The organism is Exiguobacterium sp. HSB13, assembly GCF_056764755.1.
Window position 1 is genome coordinate 1 of the sequence record NZ_JBUZOM010000007.1, and the last position, 14266, is coordinate 14266.

Genomic DNA, 14266 nt, shown 5'->3' on the forward strand with positions numbered 1-14266 from the left:
CGTTCCCATGCCGAACACGGAAGTTAAGCACTTGAACGCCGAAAGTAGTTGGGGGCTTCCCCCTGTGAGGATAGGACGTTGCCAGGCACTTGACCGATCTGCAGATTGCAGGTCGGTCTTTTTGTGTTATGTGAAACTTCAGACTGTTCTGATTATTGGTCGAGTCATTGACATGACACCCTCTGCTTGTTACCATAACATCAATATTCTTTTATAAAAGAGAAAGCGAGTGGATAACATGTGGGAGAACAAATTTGCTAAAGAGGGTTTGACGTTTGATGACGTCTTACTCGTACCCCGTCGTTCGAGTGTCTTGCCGCGCGACGTTGATTTATCTGTCACGCTATGTGAAGGGATCACACTTAATATTCCGTTGATCAGTGCTGGGATGGATACCGTCACAGAAGCACCGATGGCAATCGCGATGGCACGTCAAGGTGGTCTTGGTGTCATTCATAAGAACATGTCAATGGAAGAACAAGCAGAACATGTCGATCGCGTCAAACGTTCTGAAAATGGTGTCATCACGAATCCGTTCTATTTGACGCCAGAGCGTCAAGTCTACGATGCTGAGTATTTGATGAGTAAATATCGCATCTCAGGTGTTCCGATCGTGAACAATGAAACAGAGCGCAAATTAGTAGGGATTTTGACAAACCGTGATCTTCGTTTCGTCAAGGATTACTCAACTGTCATTGAAACGGTGATGACGACTGAAGAACTCGTGACAGCAAAGGTTGGTACGTCCCTCGCAGAAGCAGAACAGATTCTCCACAAACATCGCATCGAAAAGTTACCACTCGTTGATGAGAACGGTGTATTAAAAGGATTGATCACGACAAAAGATATCGAAAAAGTCGAACAGTATCCACATGCTGCGAAAGATCAATTCGGACGCTTACTCGTCGCAGCAGCTGTCGGCGTCACAAAAGATGCTTCGACACGTGCGAAGTTCCTTGTTGATGCAGGTGTTGATGCACTCGTCGTCGATACGGCACACGGTCACTCAGAAGGTGTTCTTCTCAAAGTACGTGAACTTCGTGAAGAATATCCAAACTTACCAATCATTGCGGGTAACGTTGCGACGGCAGAAGCAACACGCGATTTGATTGAAGCGGGTGCATCTGTCATCAAAGTTGGTATCGGACCTGGTTCGATCTGTACGACACGTGTTGTCGCAGGCGTCGGTGTACCACAAATCACAGCTGTCTTCGATTGTGCGACAGAAGCACGGAAACATGGTGTCTCGATCATCGCTGATGGTGGCATCAAGTATTCTGGCGATATCGTAAAAGCACTAGCTGCTGGCGGCCACGCCGTCATGCTCGGAAGTTTACTTGCAGGAGTAGAAGAGAGCCCAGGTGAGATGGAAATCTACCAAGGACGTCAATTCAAGACATACCGTGGTATGGGTTCTGAAGCATCGATGAAACGCGGTAGCCAAGATCGTTACTTCCAAGAAGCAGACAAGAAGTTCGTTCCAGAAGGAATCGAAGGACGTGTCGCTTACCGTGGTAAACTCGGCGATTCGGTTTACCAACTCGTTGGTGGTATTCGTTCAGGCATGGGATACTGTGGTGCTGCCACGTTAGAAGAGTTGCGTGAAGAGACACAGTTCATCCGTATGACAGGTGCTGGCTTACAAGAGAGCCATCCGCACGATATTCAAATTACAAAAGAGGCATCGAACTATACACGTCAGTAAACAAAAGCCTCGTCTTTCTCTAGTAGAAAGGCGAGGCTTTTTTTCATGATGATTTATGCAAATCCCACGCGTCCATCAATAAGCGTAATCCTTCCATCAACTCTTGCTCAGAGAGACTCGCAAATCCAAGGACGATTTGAGGTGTATCGGAGAGGAGGGGTAACTGGGCGTATTGAGAAAGACCGTATACTTGGATGCCTTGTTGTTGTGCCCGCTTTACGAGCTCCTGCTCCGTCATTCCGTTCGCTACGGACACGACGACATGGAGTCCGGCACTTTCACCGGTCAATCGTAAGGCGGGAATTCGGCGAAGCGATTGGATTAAGACATCGAGTTTGCGACGATAGACTTTACGCATCCGGTTGAGATGTCGTTCAAAGTCACCCTCTTTCATGAAACGTGTCAAAATCGTTTGATCAAAGCGCGAGACACTACAGGTATAGTGTGATAGTTCTGTTTGATACCGTGCGCGTAAGACTTCGGGTAAGACCATATAACCAATCCGTAGTGAAGGCATGAGTGATTTTGAGAAAGTACTCATGTAAATCACACGATTGCTGTCCATGTTGTGCAAAGACGGAATCGATTTACCGCTGTAGCGGAATTCGCTATCGTAGTCGTCTTCGATGACAAAACGGGTCGGATCCATCGCTGCCCAGTTCAACAATTGATGTCTTCGATTGACGGATAAGATGCTACCGGACGGAAACTGATGTGCCGGTGTGACATACATGACATCGACGCTTGATTCCTGCAGTTGATCGATCCGTAATCCATTCGCATCGACACGAATCGGTTCAATCATGCGTTCATGATTTTCAAGTAAGAGGCGGGTCGTATGATAACCGGGATCCTCGATACCGTACGTGACGTCGCGTCCCAGTAAGAAGAGGACGAGCGGCAACAATTGCTCGACACCTGAACCAACAACAATCTGTTCTGGGGAACAGACGACACCACGGGAATGATAGAGATAGGTTGCAATCTCTTCGCGTAATGCTAGATCGCCTTGTGGATGACCGAGTGAGACAAGTGGATGGTGATCGGTATCGATGATGTCTTTGGCATACTTTCGCCAACGGGCGAACGGAAAAGAGATTCCTTCAATCTTGCTCGGATGAAAGTCATACGTGATGACCGGTTTTTCTTTAGTCACGCGCGGTTCGATGACGGGTGAGGTTTTGACGTAAGCGAGCTCCTCATAGGCAAGAACGAAATACCCTTTACGCGAGATGGATTCGACATATCCTTCTGCGACAAGTTGTTGATAAGCAAGCTCAATCGTCGTTTGACTTAAGTTCAAAAATTGACCGAGCTTTCGTTTAGACGGTAATTTCGTGCCGTACGCTAAACGTCCGGCAATAATTTCGTTTCGGATCTGTTGATAAAGTTGTTCATAAAGTGGTTTTTCTTGATCGCGTGTAAGTTGAAACGATAGCATATCCATCTCGTATGACTCCTTCATAATAATCTGACCTGTTGAAATCATCATAAACTGATACTTTTAAAAGTGTCAACGTTCCGTATACTAAAGGAGTGAAAGTCAACCAAGGGGGAATGGATATGGAACGTCAACAAGGAACGGATCGTGTCAAACGTGGAATGGCTGAAATGCAAAAGGGTGGCGTCATCATGGATGTCGTCAATGCGGAACAAGCGAAGATTGCGGAAGCAGCAGGAGCTGTTGCAGTCATGGCACTCGAGCGTGTCCCGTCTGATATTCGTCGTGACGGAGGTGTCGCACGAATGGCAGACCCGTTGATTACGGAAGAAGTACTCGGAGCGGTCTCGATTCCCGTCATGGCAAAATGCCGGATCGGTCATATCGTCGAGGCACGTGTACTTGAATCAATGGGAGTCGATTTCATCGATGAGAGTGAAGTCCTGACTCCAGCAGATGAGCAATATCATTTATTGAAGTCAGAGTTCACCGTGCCGTTCGTCTGTGGCGCACGTGATCTTGGGGAAGCCGCTCGTCGCATCGCAGAAGGAGCCGCGATGATTCGGACGAAAGGCGAGCCAGGGACTGGGAACGTCGTCGAAGCTGTTCGCCATATGCGACAAATTCAAGCACAATTGAATCAGATTTTACATGTCAGTCCAGATGAATTGATGACATTTGCGAAAGAATGGGGTGCTCCGTACGAAGTATTACGTGATATTCGGACACAGGGACGGTTACCGGTCGTCAATTTTGCAGCCGGGGGAGTCGCGACACCAGCTGATGCCGCACTCATGATGCATCTTGGGGCAGATGGTGTCTTCGTTGGATCAGGAATCTTTAAATCAGAACACCCAGAACGTGTCGCTCGGGCGATTGTCGAAGCCGTTACGTATAAAGATGATTTTGAGCGGATTGCGTCTTTATCCAAAGGACTTGGAACAGCGATGAAAGGGATCGATGTCACATCGATGCCGTTTGAAGAACGGATGGCGACACGCGGATGGTAATTGGTATTCTTGATGTTCAAGGTGCGGTCCGTGAACATCGACAGCAACTTGAAGGTCTTAATGTCGATGTCGTTCTCGTCAAACAAGTGAGCGATCTCGATGGACTCGATGGACTCGTCTTACCAGGAGGCGAATCGACCGCGATGCGTCGATTGATCGAACGCTATGAATTACTGGAACCGCTTCGGGAAAAAGCGACGACGTTACCGATGTTCGGAACATGTGCTGGAATGATTCTACTCGCAACCGCTGTCGAAGCAGGTCAGAGTCATCTCAACGCGATCTCGATGACGGTCCGTCGAAATGCCTTCGGTCGACAAATCGATTCATTTGAAGGATTGCTACCGGTTGAAGGAATTGAAGAGCCGATCGAAGCAGTGTTCATTCGAGCGCCATTGATTCTGTCTGTTGGGGAAGGAACACGAGTGATTGCGAAAGTCGAAGACCAGATCGTTGCTGTCGAGACATCATTACACCTCGCGTGTTCGTTTCACCCTGAATTGACAGAGGACGATCGCTTGCACCGCTATTTTTTACAAAAAATCAAACAGCGGCAGTCCGTCCGTTCATAAAGCGTGGAAGCATCTGACAGGTTCTACTGTCAGGTGCTTCTTTTGTGCTACACTATTCGTAAAACGAATGATTGAGTGAAGGAGAGACACGATGAAACGAATTTTACTACTCTGTTTAAGTGTGCTCCTAGTCGTAGGATTTCCTACAGCGGGACAAGCAGCACCTTCGATTCAAGCAGAGTCTTACATAATGGCCGATGCGGTCACAGGGAAAATCCTCCTTAAATCGGAAGCGGATGTTTCGTTGCCTCCTGCTTCGATGACGAAGCTGATGACGCTCTACCTCGTCAGACGACAAATTGAATTGAAAAAACTGACGTGGGATCAAAAAATCACGCCGAGTGCAAAAGTGTTAAAGCTTGCGAAGACGTCCGGAATCGCGCGTGTTCCAGTTAAAGCTAAAACATACACAGTTCGCGAGATGTATAATGCGGCGTTCATCAAATCGGCCAATGATGCAGCGGTCATGCTAGCAGAAACTGTCGCCGGTTCAGAAGCGACGTTCGTTGAAAAGATGAATGAGACAGCAAAACAGTTCGGGATGAACGACACGGAGTATGCGAATGCCTCTGGTCTAGATGCTGTCGATGCGACCCTTCCAGGAACGAATTTGATGACAGCGACGGATATCGCCTTACTCGTCATTCGCTACATCAAGGATTACCCGGATGCACTGGATGTGACGAACAAAACACAGATGAAACTTGATGGAGAGGTATTAAATAACTCGAATAAGATGCTGACGAAGGAAAAATTCGCATATGCCGGCATGCGGGGGATGAAGACCGGAACGACTGATTTAGCCGGTTATTGCTTCGCGAGCGTAACAACGCGGGATAATATGACGCTTGTCACGGTCGTCATGCGAACGGATTCCGATCAAGCCCGTTTCAAGGAAACGAAAAAGCTACTCGACTATGGTTTTGCGACGTTTGAGCCATTGACGTATTACGGAAAAGGGGAACGGATCAAAGACGTTCTTCCGATTAAAGGGGCAACCGTCCGAAAGCTAGACGTCGTCACGGACGGTTCGTTATACGTTACGGTCTTAAAACAAGCGGAGACGCGGGAACCACGGTTCGACTTCTCCAAAACAACGGCTCCCGTAACGAAACAAGAAGTCGTTGGGACGGTGCAGGTCGCGGACGATGGGATCTATCTACCAGGATTTGAGACACCCCGCGTGAATTTATATAGCGCAACTGCGGTTCCACTTGCGAGTGTTCCGACACGTCTCGTCCGTGCTTGGACAGCGTGGTCGAAGCAAATTGAACAAGCGATTCAACAATCGACTCTTGTCAACTTCCAAGGCGATGGTGTAAAGTAAGACTAATCTCATAAAGATGCTATGAACGGACCAAGTAGATGTATCGATACTGTTAAGAGAGCTAGTGGGTGGTGTGAACTAGTCAGATCGATGGATTGAATCGAGCCGGATCGCACACCTTGCGAACAAGGTGCGGGTACGCCCGTTATCGCGTCTTAAGTTGGCTAGATGTGTCTAGCAATGAGGGTGGCAACGCGGATCCAGGTGATTCGTCCCTTTTCGGTAGGAATACCGGAAAGAGACGAGTCGCCTTTTTTTATGACATAAAGGAGGAATTACAGATGATTGATATTAAACGATTACGCCAAGATTTTGACGCCATTCAAGAAAAGTTAGCGCACCGAGGAGAGGACTTGACGGACATGAACCGTTTCCTTGCACTTGATGAGAAACGCCGAGAACTAATTGCGCGGACCGAAGTATTGAAAGCAGAACGAAATGAAGCAACGAAAAAAATCGCTGAACTCAAGCGCAATAAAGAAAATGCGGATGAAGCGATCGCTGCGATGCGTAGTGTTGGAGACGAGATCAAGACGCTTGACGACGAGTTACGCGATGTTGAAGCGACATTGAACCAGCTACTCCTCGGTATTCCAAACATTCCACATGACAGCGTACCGGTCGGTTCTTCTGAAGACGATAACGTCGTCTTACGTGAAGTCGGTGACAAACCAGCGTTTGACTTCGAAGCGGTCCCGCACTGGGATTTGATGGAGCAATTAAAAATCGTCGATGTCGAGCGTGCCGGAAAAGTCACAGGTAGCCGTTTCGTCTTTTACCGCGGAGCGGGGGCACGTCTTGAGCGGGCATTGATCAACTTCATGATGGATCTTCACCAAGATCAGCATGGCTACACAGAAATCTTGCCACCACTCATGGTCAACCGTGACTCTATGACAGGAACAGGACAATTGCCGAAGTTCGAAGAGGATGCCTTTAAGATTGAAGAGACGAACTACTTCCTCGTACCGACAGCAGAAGTTCCGGTGACGAACATGCACCGTGAAGAAATCCTAACAGCAGATCAGTTACCGATCGGTTATGCAGCATACAGCCAATGTTTCCGTTCAGAAGCAGGTTCTGCCGGACGCGATACGCGCGGTTTGATCCGTCAGCACCAATTCAATAAAGTTGAACTCGTTCGTTTCGTCAAACCAGAAGAATCTTACGAGCAGCTCGAATTGTTAACAGGACAAGCGGAAACGGTCTTGAAAAAGCTAAAGCTTCCGTATCAAGTGTTGAGCATGTGTACAGCTGATCTCGGATTCACGGCTGCGAAGAAATACGACATCGAAGTCTGGATGCCAAGCCAAGGCGTTTATCGTGAAATCTCTTCTTGTTCAAACTTTGAAGATTTCCAAGCACGCCGGGCACAAATCCGTTTCCGCCGCGAAGCGAACGCAAAACCAGAATTCGTTCATACGTTAAACGGTTCTGCCCTTGCAGTCGGTCGGACAGTTGCTGCGATCTTAGAGAACTACCAGCAAGCGGATGGATCAGTTGTTATTCCAGAAGTGCTTCGTCCATACATGGGTGGTCTTGAAGTGATTCAAGCTTAAGTCAGAAGGGGGAGTAATCCCCCTTTCTGTATTTTAAAAAGTTTTTTTAGAAAAGGTCTTTACACGTTAAAAGGCAGATGCTATCATAATTAATGTCAGGAAAACAGACAGGTCATCATTGATCTGGTAAGAAGTACGGAGGCGTACTCAAGTGGTTTAAGAGAACGGTCTTGAAAACCGTCAGGCGGCGAAAGCCGTGCGTGGGTTCGAATCCCACCGCCTCCTCCATTTTTATTTTTTGACAACGACATGCACGTTTTATAGCTTGGAGGCGTACTCAAGTGGTTTAAGAGAACGGTCTTGAAAACCGTCAGGCGGCGAAAGCCGTGCGTGGGTTCGAATCCCACCGCCTCCTCCACTTCTTTTTTTTTACCCAAAAATAAATATAATCATGGAGTCGTACCCAAGTCCGGCTGAAGGGGACGGACTCGAAATCCGTTAGGGGTCGCAAGGCTCGCGTGGGTTCGAATCCCACCGACTCCGCTTTTTATGAAGCATCTCAATTTTGAGGTGCTTTTTTGTTGCATCGATTTCTTCGTGCGTGCTATGGTTGCCTACGTGAAAAACGAAGAAGAGGTGGACGAAATGAACGAACAAACAAAAGAATCGTTGCTTTCGCATTATGCGATGACGATGACATATGTAAAAGACTTAGAACAGATTTCAGAAGAGACGTGGCGGACGTCGTATGCAGAAGGTAAGTGGACAGTTGCTGAGATCATCGGTCACTTATCACCATGGGATCGCTTCATGGTCGCAGAGCGTATTCCGTACTTGCTCGCGGGTGAACCATTCCGAGTCGCACCGGATAGCCAAGCGGTCAATGAGGAAGCGGCGAAGATGAGCCGTGAGCAGCAACGGATCTTGACGATTGATGAGTTTTTAGTCAGCCGTGACTTGTTGCGCCGTGCAGTCGAATTGATTCCGGAAGAACGCCTGCAGGACAAGGTCGTCATTAAAGACAAAGAATTGACGATCGGTCAGTTCCTCGGAGCAATGGCTCAACATGATTTACACCATATGGAACAAATCAATCAAGTGATTGGTTAATGCGAGGGAGATGCGAAACGCGTCTCCTTTTTTGCGCAAAAAAAGATCCGCCTAAGAGGCAGATCTAATCAGTTAGCGTGTATTGGCAATACGAGCAACTTCAAGCTGCTTTTCAATCTTCGCGAGAATCCGGTCGATGGATTCTGGCTCGTTCAGTAAATCGTATTCGTCGATCGACAAGCGGAGTACCGGGCAGATCGTGAAGTTATTGATCCAGTTCGTATAGCGTTCGTACATCTCTTCCCAATATTCGATGGGTGTCTGTTGCTCCATCTCACGTCCGCGAAGACGAATTCGTTCTAGTACTTGTTCGAATGAGCCTTCAAGATAGATCAAAAGATCCGGATGTGGGAAGAATGGTGTCATGACCATTGCGTCAAACAAACTTGAGTATGTCTCGTAATCCGTTGGAGACATCGTTCCTTTTTCAAAATGCATCTTAGCAAAGATCCCTGTATCTTCATAGATCGAACGATCTTGGATGAAACCACCACCGTATTGGAAAATCCGCTTTTGCTCCTTGAAGCGTTCAGCGAGGAAATAGATTTGGAGGTGGAAGCTCCAACGCTCGAAATCATGATAGAATTTATCCAAGTAAGGGTTTGTATCGACTTTTTCGAGTGACGTCCGGAAACCAAGGGCATCTGCTAATCCGTTTGTGATCGTTGATTTACCGATCCCGACCATACCGCCGATCGTAATGACGGCATCTGCCGGGATGTTGTATTGTTCGCGTAGCTTCAAGTTCATGCGTGGTTCGCTCCTTCATATAATTCGTTCCGGATCGTCGTCAAGACGTACTCGAGATCTTCCGGTCGCTTGACGAAGTCGAGTGCATCCCCGTCGAAACGGATGATTTTGACTTCCGGATGTTTGGCTTGGTATTCCGTGACGAATGTCTCGTAATCCTCGGCCAATTGTTCGAGATAAGCACGTGACATATTTTCTTCGATTTCTCGTCCGCGCAGCGCAACACGTTTCATCAAGGTGTCGATGCTTGCGTTCAAATAGATGACAGCATCCGGTTTCGGCATGTCTGTCGTCAGGATCGAATAGATTTGTTCGTACTTCTCAAGATGCTCTACCTTTAGAGAGCGGTGTGCAAAAATCAAGTTCTTAAAGATATGATAATCAGCAACGACAGAGCGTTGTTTACTGAGGTAATGACGTTCGATATCATCGAGTTGTTTGAAGCGATTGCACAAGAAGAACATTTCCGTCTGGAAGCTCCATTCTTCGATATCTTCATAGAACTTTCCAAGAAAGGGATTTTCTTCGACGATTTCGCGTAACATAGAAAAAGAGAAATGGTGACTGATGGCGTTCGCAAGTGATGTTTTGCCTACACCAATCGGTCCTTCAACCGTTATGAACATATACAATGACCCTCCGTTCAGCAAAGTGCAATTTATATTTTAGCACAAAGAAGTACGACTTGCTGAAGTTTCAAAAGGAGAATTTTTTTAGAGTGAGGAGTATCATCGATGGAACGACAGGAACACTATATGCGTCTTGCAATCGAAGAGGCAAAAAAGGCAGAAGCGATCGGTGAAGTTCCGATTGGATGTGTCATCGTCAAAGATGATGAAGTCATCGCGACGGGTTACAATCACCGGGAAACGGATCAGCAGGCGACGGCACATGCCGAGTTGATCGCGATTGAGGAAGCTTGCCGAAAGCTCGGGAACTGGCGACTTGAAGGGTGTGAGCTCTACGTGACGCTTGAACCTTGTCCAATGTGTGCTGGGGCCATCATGCTGTCACGGATCGAACATGTCATCTTTGGTGCCGTTGATCCAAAGGGTGGATGCTGTGGAACACTGATGAACCTAGTGCAAGACGATCGGTTCAATCATGTCTCAGAGCTGACGAGCGGTATATTAGAAAAAGAGTGTGGTGAGATGCTAACGACGTTCTTTCGGGAACTGCGCGCGAAAAAGAAAGCGCGAAAGCGGGCAATGGGTTGCATCACACCAGATGAAACAGTATAATGAAAAAGCACTGAAACAAGGTGCCACTAAAAATCGATAAACCATTTGCCGTGCTAGGTGGGGATGTAGCGGTTCCCTGTCACTCGCAATCCGCTATAGCGAGACTGAATTCCATGTCGAGGGATATGATTGGTGTGGTCTGCCTCACGTAAGTAGCGTTGACGTTTGAGTCCTACGCAACAGATACCCATGAACCAGGTCAGGTCCGGAAGGAAGCAGCCTTAAGTGGTGCTCTCTGTGTGTTGTAGGGGTGCTTGGACTGAGCAGGCTGCGTGAGTAACGCATGTTGAACATATTTCAGAATATGGTGCGCGGCAGTTTAATTTTTAAAGACAAGTCTACAGCCGGTTTCGGTTGTAGACTTTTTTAGGTAAAATAGAATGAGGAACTTAAAAAGAGGAGGCGCAAACTTGGCCTATCAAGCACTATACCGCGTGTACCGTCCGCAACGATTCGACGAAGTCGTTGGACAAGCGCATATCACCCGTACGATCCAAAATGCATTGATGGAGGGACGGATGTCCCACGCCTATCTATTTTCGGGTCCTCGTGGAACAGGAAAGACGAGTCTTGCCAAAATCATCGCCAAAGCGATCAACTGTGAGCATGCTCCGGTCAAAGAACCGTGTAATACGTGCCCGACGTGTCTTGCGATTACAGAAGGATCAAGTCCGGACGTCTTCGAAATCGATGCGGCTTCCAATAACGGCGTAGATGAGATTCGGGAAATCCGGGATAAAGTCAAATATCCCCCTTCGGAAGCAGCCTATAAAGTCTATATCATTGATGAAGTGCATATGTTGTCGACAGGTGCCTTTAATGCCTTGCTCAAAACACTAGAAGAACCGCCGGCGCACGCCATCTTCATCTTAGCAACGACAGAACCACATAAAATCCCGGCGACGATCATCTCACGTTGTCAACGTTTCGATGTGAAGCGGCATGAAGTTGATCAACTCGTAGAGCGGATGCAATACATCTTAAAAGACCAATCGATCGAGTACTCGGATACGGCATTACGATTGATTGCCCGAGCGGCGGATGGTGGTATGCGTGATGCGCTGAGTCTGCTCGACCAAGCGGTTGCTTTTTCGAATGGTGATCTAAACGATGCGGCTGTTCTTGAAGTAACAGGGGCAGTAGAAGATGAAGCGTTATTGAATATTGCCCGTGCCTTACATGAACATCAAGTTGATCAGTTATTGCAGACGCTTGAAACGATGCAACGAGCGGGAAAAGATCTAAAACGTTTCGTTGAGGATCTCGTCTTCTTTTACCGGGACACTTTGTTGTTGAAAGCCTCTCCTACAGCTGTCGACTTGCTAGAGCGTGCTCGCCCAACGGATGAGTTCAAACAATTCGTTGAATCGATTGAAGCGGAGACGTGCTTTACGATCATTGATCAGTTACATGACTGCCAACAACAGATGCGATTGACGAATCATCCGCGGGTCCTCGTTGAGATTGCCTTCATTCAGATTGCGGAACAAGGGAGAACGACGGGACAGATCGTCCAATCGTTGCAACAGGAAGTCCGCGAGATGAAAGAACAGATGCATCAGTGGAAGTCAAATGGTGTTCCGGCTCAAGAAGCGGCTGCACCACAAGCACAACCGAAGCGAAAACAAGGACGACCGACCGTTCGGATCGCGAAAGAGCGCATTCGTCAAATGTTAGGGCGAGCAGAAAAAGCTCAGCTACGTGAGATTCAAGAGAGATGGGATCACATCTTAAAATGGATATTAAAAGAAGATGGACCAATTTACTCGTTACTTCATGAAAGTAAACCGGTTCTTTGTTCGGCGGATACGTTGCTGATTGAATTCGATGACGGTAAAGGATGGCACTTTGAACAGGTCATGACGAATGAACGAACACGTTTTGTGATTGAAGAAGCATTGTATGAAGTATGCGGCGTCAAACGCGAAATTTTAGCGATTCTTTCAAAGGATTGGCATGAACTGAAAGCAGAGTTTGTTGCTAAGCGAAATAGTAGTAGTATAGAAGAGAAGGAAACAAAACAAGAATCGGAGAGCGATCAGTTATTGTCCGAGACGCTTGGTCGTTTTGGTGATATCGTAGAGTTCGAAGATTAAATTCGAGGAGGAATACAGATGCGCGGAATGGGAAACATGAACAATATGATGAAACAGATGCAAAAGATGCAAAAGGATATGGCGAAAGCACAAGAAGAGCTAAAAGACTTAACAGTGACAGGTACAGCAGGCGGAGAGATGGTCTCAGTCGTTGCAGATGGTCATAAAAATATTGTAGATGTCATCATTAAAGAAGAAGTCGTCGATCCAGATGATGTTGAAATGATTCAAGATCTCGTCTTAGCTGCAACAAACGATGCTTTGAAGAAGGTCGATGAACTCGTCTCAAGTAAAATGGGGAAATTCACACAAGGTATGAATCTGCCGGGAATGTTTTAATTCGTAGGAGGAAACCACTTGCAATATCCTGAAGCGATTAGTCGTTTGATCGAAAGTTTTACGAAACTGCCGGGGATTGGTCCGAAGACAGCAGTTCGTCTAGCGTTTCATGTCCTTGATATGGAAGAGGACGATGTCTTAATGTTCGGAAAGGCATTGGTCAGTGCGAAGCGCGACATTGCCTACTGTAGTGTCTGCGGGAATATCACGGATCAAGATCCTTGTTATGTATGTACAGATAAACATCGAAACCGTACGATCGTCTGTGTCGTTCAAGATTCAAGAGATGTCATTGCAATGGAAAAAATGCGAGATTACCAAGGGTTGTATCATGTCTTGCATGGAGCGATCAGTCCAATGGAAGGAATCGGTCCGGAGGATATCAATGTATCGAGTCTACTAACACGTCTTCAAGCGGACGAAGCGATTACGGAAGTTATCTTAGCGACCAATCCGAACATTGAAGGAGAAGCGACAGCGATGTACCTATCGCGTCTGTTAAAGCCAACGGGTATTCGGATCACTCGGATTGCCCATGGTCTTCCGGTTGGTGGAGATCTTGAATACGCAGATGAAGTGACGTTATCTCGTGCAATGGAGGGACGTCGCGAACTATGAGTTGGTTTCGAAAGAAGATTCGCAGTGAGTACGACCAGCGTTTGTTAGAAGAATTAGCAAAAGCAAAAGAAGATTATTTGATGAAGCGTCATCTGTTAGAAATCAGCTATGATGACTATGGTGATTTAGAAGCACAAATGAAGTTAGCGGAATCACTGTATTTCTTCTATATAAGCGAAGCAAAAAGAAGACGCGTCTCATTGATGATGAAGTAAACCGCAGCCATTCTTGTCTGCGGTTTTTACATGCTCTAAAAAAACTATAAGTTATTTTAATAAAGTAGTTGCACATGTCTAATTATCGTGATATATTAATTCATGTCCTTAAGAGGACGAGCGCTTACAGAAAACAAGTAAAAAACAATTTCAAAAAAGTTGTTGACTTCTTGTTTCAGACTTGGTATTCTAATTGAGTCGCCAAAACAGGCGCGTACGAACTTTGAAAACTGAACGATGAGGCAAAAATCGTATTCTACGGAATACAAACATGAATGAAGCGCAAGCTTCGTCAATCGTGACTTCGGTCACAAAAACGAGCAAGTCAAACACTTTATGGAGA

At 46.8% G+C, this 14266-nt stretch carries 14 protein-coding genes, 3 tRNA genes, 1 rRNA gene, 1 other RNA gene and 1 other annotated feature; of the genes, 16 read left to right on the forward strand and 3 right to left on the reverse strand.

Annotated elements, in window-relative coordinates:
• Both rrf and guaB read left to right on the forward strand, forming a co-directional pair.
• Positions 1-87 (forward strand): 5S ribosomal RNA (gene rrf / locus ACZGCQ_RS16550); the annotation flags it as partial.
• A 151-nt stretch (positions 88-238) separates the two neighbouring features.
• Positions 239-1705 carry an IMP dehydrogenase gene (guaB, locus tag ACZGCQ_RS16555; protein WP_029343029.1) on the forward strand — a complete coding sequence of 489 codons (1467 nt, stop codon included), beginning with the start codon at positions 239-241 and terminating at the stop codon, positions 1703-1705.
• A 43-nt stretch (positions 1706-1748) separates the two neighbouring features.
• Here the strand turns inward: guaB and pdxR are convergent, their stop codons facing one another.
• On the reverse strand, positions 1749-3152 hold the full coding sequence (gene pdxR / locus ACZGCQ_RS16560; protein WP_481266863.1) for a MocR-like pyridoxine biosynthesis transcription factor PdxR: 1404 nt from the start codon (positions 3150-3152) through the stop codon (positions 1749-1751).
• 116 nt (positions 3153-3268) lie between these two features.
• On the opposite strand from pdxR, the gene pdxS reads away from it, so the two are divergent.
• From pdxS to ACZGCQ_RS16600, 8 genes are all read left to right on the forward strand, one after another.
• Positions 3269-4156 carry a pyridoxal 5'-phosphate synthase lyase subunit PdxS gene (gene pdxS, locus ACZGCQ_RS16565; RefSeq protein ID WP_023469872.1) on the forward strand — a complete coding sequence of 296 codons (888 nt, stop codon included), beginning with the start codon at positions 3269-3271 and terminating at the stop codon, positions 4154-4156.
• Positions 4150-4728 (forward strand): pyridoxal 5'-phosphate synthase glutaminase subunit PdxT, encoded by a 579-nt coding sequence (gene pdxT / locus ACZGCQ_RS16570; protein ID WP_481266864.1) that lies wholly within the window; start codon positions 4150-4152, stop codon positions 4726-4728. The genes pdxS and pdxT overlap by 7 nt, the downstream gene beginning before the upstream one ends.
• 91 nt (positions 4729-4819) lie before the next feature.
• The gene (locus ACZGCQ_RS16575) at positions 4820-6055 is read left to right on the forward strand and encodes a D-alanyl-D-alanine carboxypeptidase family protein (RefSeq protein ID WP_481266865.1); all 1236 of its coding nucleotides are present in this window, start codon (positions 4820-4822) and stop codon (positions 6053-6055) included.
• A gap of 12 nt (positions 6056-6067) precedes the next feature.
• Positions 6068-6275: a binding site (T-box leader), on the forward strand.
• A gap of 61 nt (positions 6276-6336) precedes the next feature.
• Positions 6337-7614: a serine--tRNA ligase gene (gene serS, locus ACZGCQ_RS16580; RefSeq protein WP_050679050.1), complete on the forward strand. Its 1278-nt coding sequence runs from the start codon at positions 6337-6339 to the stop codon at positions 7612-7614.
• 137 nt (positions 7615-7751) lie between these two features.
• Positions 7752-7842, forward strand: a tRNA-Ser gene (locus ACZGCQ_RS16585).
• A 39-nt stretch (positions 7843-7881) separates the two neighbouring features.
• Positions 7882-7972, forward strand: a tRNA-Ser gene (locus ACZGCQ_RS16590).
• A gap of 35 nt (positions 7973-8007) precedes the next feature.
• Positions 8008-8097, forward strand: a tRNA-Ser gene (locus tag ACZGCQ_RS16595).
• Between the two features lie 102 nt (positions 8098-8199).
• On the forward strand, positions 8200-8664 hold the full coding sequence (locus ACZGCQ_RS16600) for a DinB family protein (protein WP_326188741.1): 465 nt from the start codon (positions 8200-8202) through the stop codon (positions 8662-8664).
• 72 nt (positions 8665-8736) lie between these two features.
• Here ACZGCQ_RS16600 and ACZGCQ_RS16605 read toward each other — a convergent pair whose 3' ends face one another.
• Together ACZGCQ_RS16605 and ACZGCQ_RS16610 are read right to left on the reverse strand one after the other, a co-directional pair.
• A complete protein-coding gene (locus ACZGCQ_RS16605; RefSeq protein WP_029343036.1) occupies positions 8737-9414 on the reverse strand; it encodes a deoxynucleoside kinase in 678 nt (225 codons plus the stop codon).
• Positions 9411-10040 (reverse strand): deoxynucleoside kinase, encoded by a 630-nt coding sequence (locus tag ACZGCQ_RS16610; RefSeq protein WP_050679045.1) that lies wholly within the window; start codon positions 10038-10040, stop codon positions 9411-9413. The genes ACZGCQ_RS16605 and ACZGCQ_RS16610 overlap by 4 nt, the downstream gene beginning before the upstream one ends.
• A gap of 108 nt (positions 10041-10148) precedes the next feature.
• Between ACZGCQ_RS16610 and tadA the strand changes: the two genes are divergently transcribed.
• From tadA to ACZGCQ_RS16640, 6 genes are all read left to right on the forward strand, one after another.
• Positions 10149-10655: a tRNA adenosine(34) deaminase TadA gene (gene tadA, locus ACZGCQ_RS16615; RefSeq protein WP_149426588.1), complete on the forward strand. Its 507-nt coding sequence runs from the start codon at positions 10149-10151 to the stop codon at positions 10653-10655.
• 48 nt (positions 10656-10703) lie between these two features.
• Positions 10704-10970: signal recognition particle sRNA large type (gene ffs / locus ACZGCQ_RS16620), an RNA gene on the forward strand.
• A gap of 95 nt (positions 10971-11065) precedes the next feature.
• Positions 11066-12751: a DNA polymerase III subunit gamma/tau gene (dnaX, locus tag ACZGCQ_RS16625; RefSeq protein ID WP_214809637.1), complete on the forward strand. Its 1686-nt coding sequence runs from the start codon at positions 11066-11068 to the stop codon at positions 12749-12751.
• An 18-nt stretch (positions 12752-12769) separates the two neighbouring features.
• On the forward strand, positions 12770-13090 hold the full coding sequence (locus ACZGCQ_RS16630; protein ID WP_029343040.1) for a YbaB/EbfC family nucleoid-associated protein: 321 nt from the start codon (positions 12770-12772) through the stop codon (positions 13088-13090).
• Between the two features lie 18 nt (positions 13091-13108).
• Complete coding sequence (gene recR / locus ACZGCQ_RS16635; protein WP_023469882.1) at positions 13109-13708, forward strand: recombination mediator RecR; 600 nt, start codon at positions 13109-13111, stop codon at positions 13706-13708.
• The gene (locus tag ACZGCQ_RS16640) at positions 13705-13923 is read left to right on the forward strand and encodes a YaaL family protein (RefSeq protein WP_023469883.1); all 219 of its coding nucleotides are present in this window, start codon (positions 13705-13707) and stop codon (positions 13921-13923) included. Before recR ends, ACZGCQ_RS16640 begins: the two co-directional genes overlap by 4 nt.
• The last annotated feature ends 343 nt before the right edge of the window (positions 13924-14266 follow it).

Bases quoted from the DNA above. Each gene is read 5' to 3' on its own strand.
- guaB (WP_029343029.1), top strand. From the start codon at position 239: ATGTGGGAGAACAAATTTGCTAAAGAGGGTTTGACGTTTGATGACGTC.
- pdxR (WP_481266863.1), bottom strand. From the start codon at position 3,152: ATGGATATGCTATCGTTTCAACTTACACGCGATCAAGAAAAACCACTT.
- pdxS (WP_023469872.1), top strand. From the start codon at position 3,269: ATGGAACGTCAACAAGGAACGGATCGTGTCAAACGTGGAATGGCTGAA.
- pdxT (WP_481266864.1), top strand. From the start codon at position 4,150: ATGGTAATTGGTATTCTTGATGTTCAAGGTGCGGTCCGTGAACATCGA.
- ACZGCQ_RS16575 (WP_481266865.1), top strand. From the start codon at position 4,820: ATGAAACGAATTTTACTACTCTGTTTAAGTGTGCTCCTAGTCGTAGGA.
- serS (WP_050679050.1), top strand. From the start codon at position 6,337: ATGATTGATATTAAACGATTACGCCAAGATTTTGACGCCATTCAAGAA.
- ACZGCQ_RS16600 (WP_326188741.1), top strand. From the start codon at position 8,200: ATGAACGAACAAACAAAAGAATCGTTGCTTTCGCATTATGCGATGACG.
- ACZGCQ_RS16605 (WP_029343036.1), bottom strand. From the start codon at position 9,414: ATGAACTTGAAGCTACGCGAACAATACAACATCCCGGCAGATGCCGTC.
- ACZGCQ_RS16610 (WP_050679045.1), bottom strand. From the start codon at position 10,040: ATGTTCATAACGGTTGAAGGACCGATTGGTGTAGGCAAAACATCACTT.
- tadA (WP_149426588.1), top strand. From the start codon at position 10,149: ATGGAACGACAGGAACACTATATGCGTCTTGCAATCGAAGAGGCAAAA.
- ACZGCQ_RS16630 (WP_029343040.1), top strand. From the start codon at position 12,770: ATGCGCGGAATGGGAAACATGAACAATATGATGAAACAGATGCAAAAG.
- ACZGCQ_RS16640 (WP_023469883.1), top strand. From the start codon at position 13,705: ATGAGTTGGTTTCGAAAGAAGATTCGCAGTGAGTACGACCAGCGTTTG.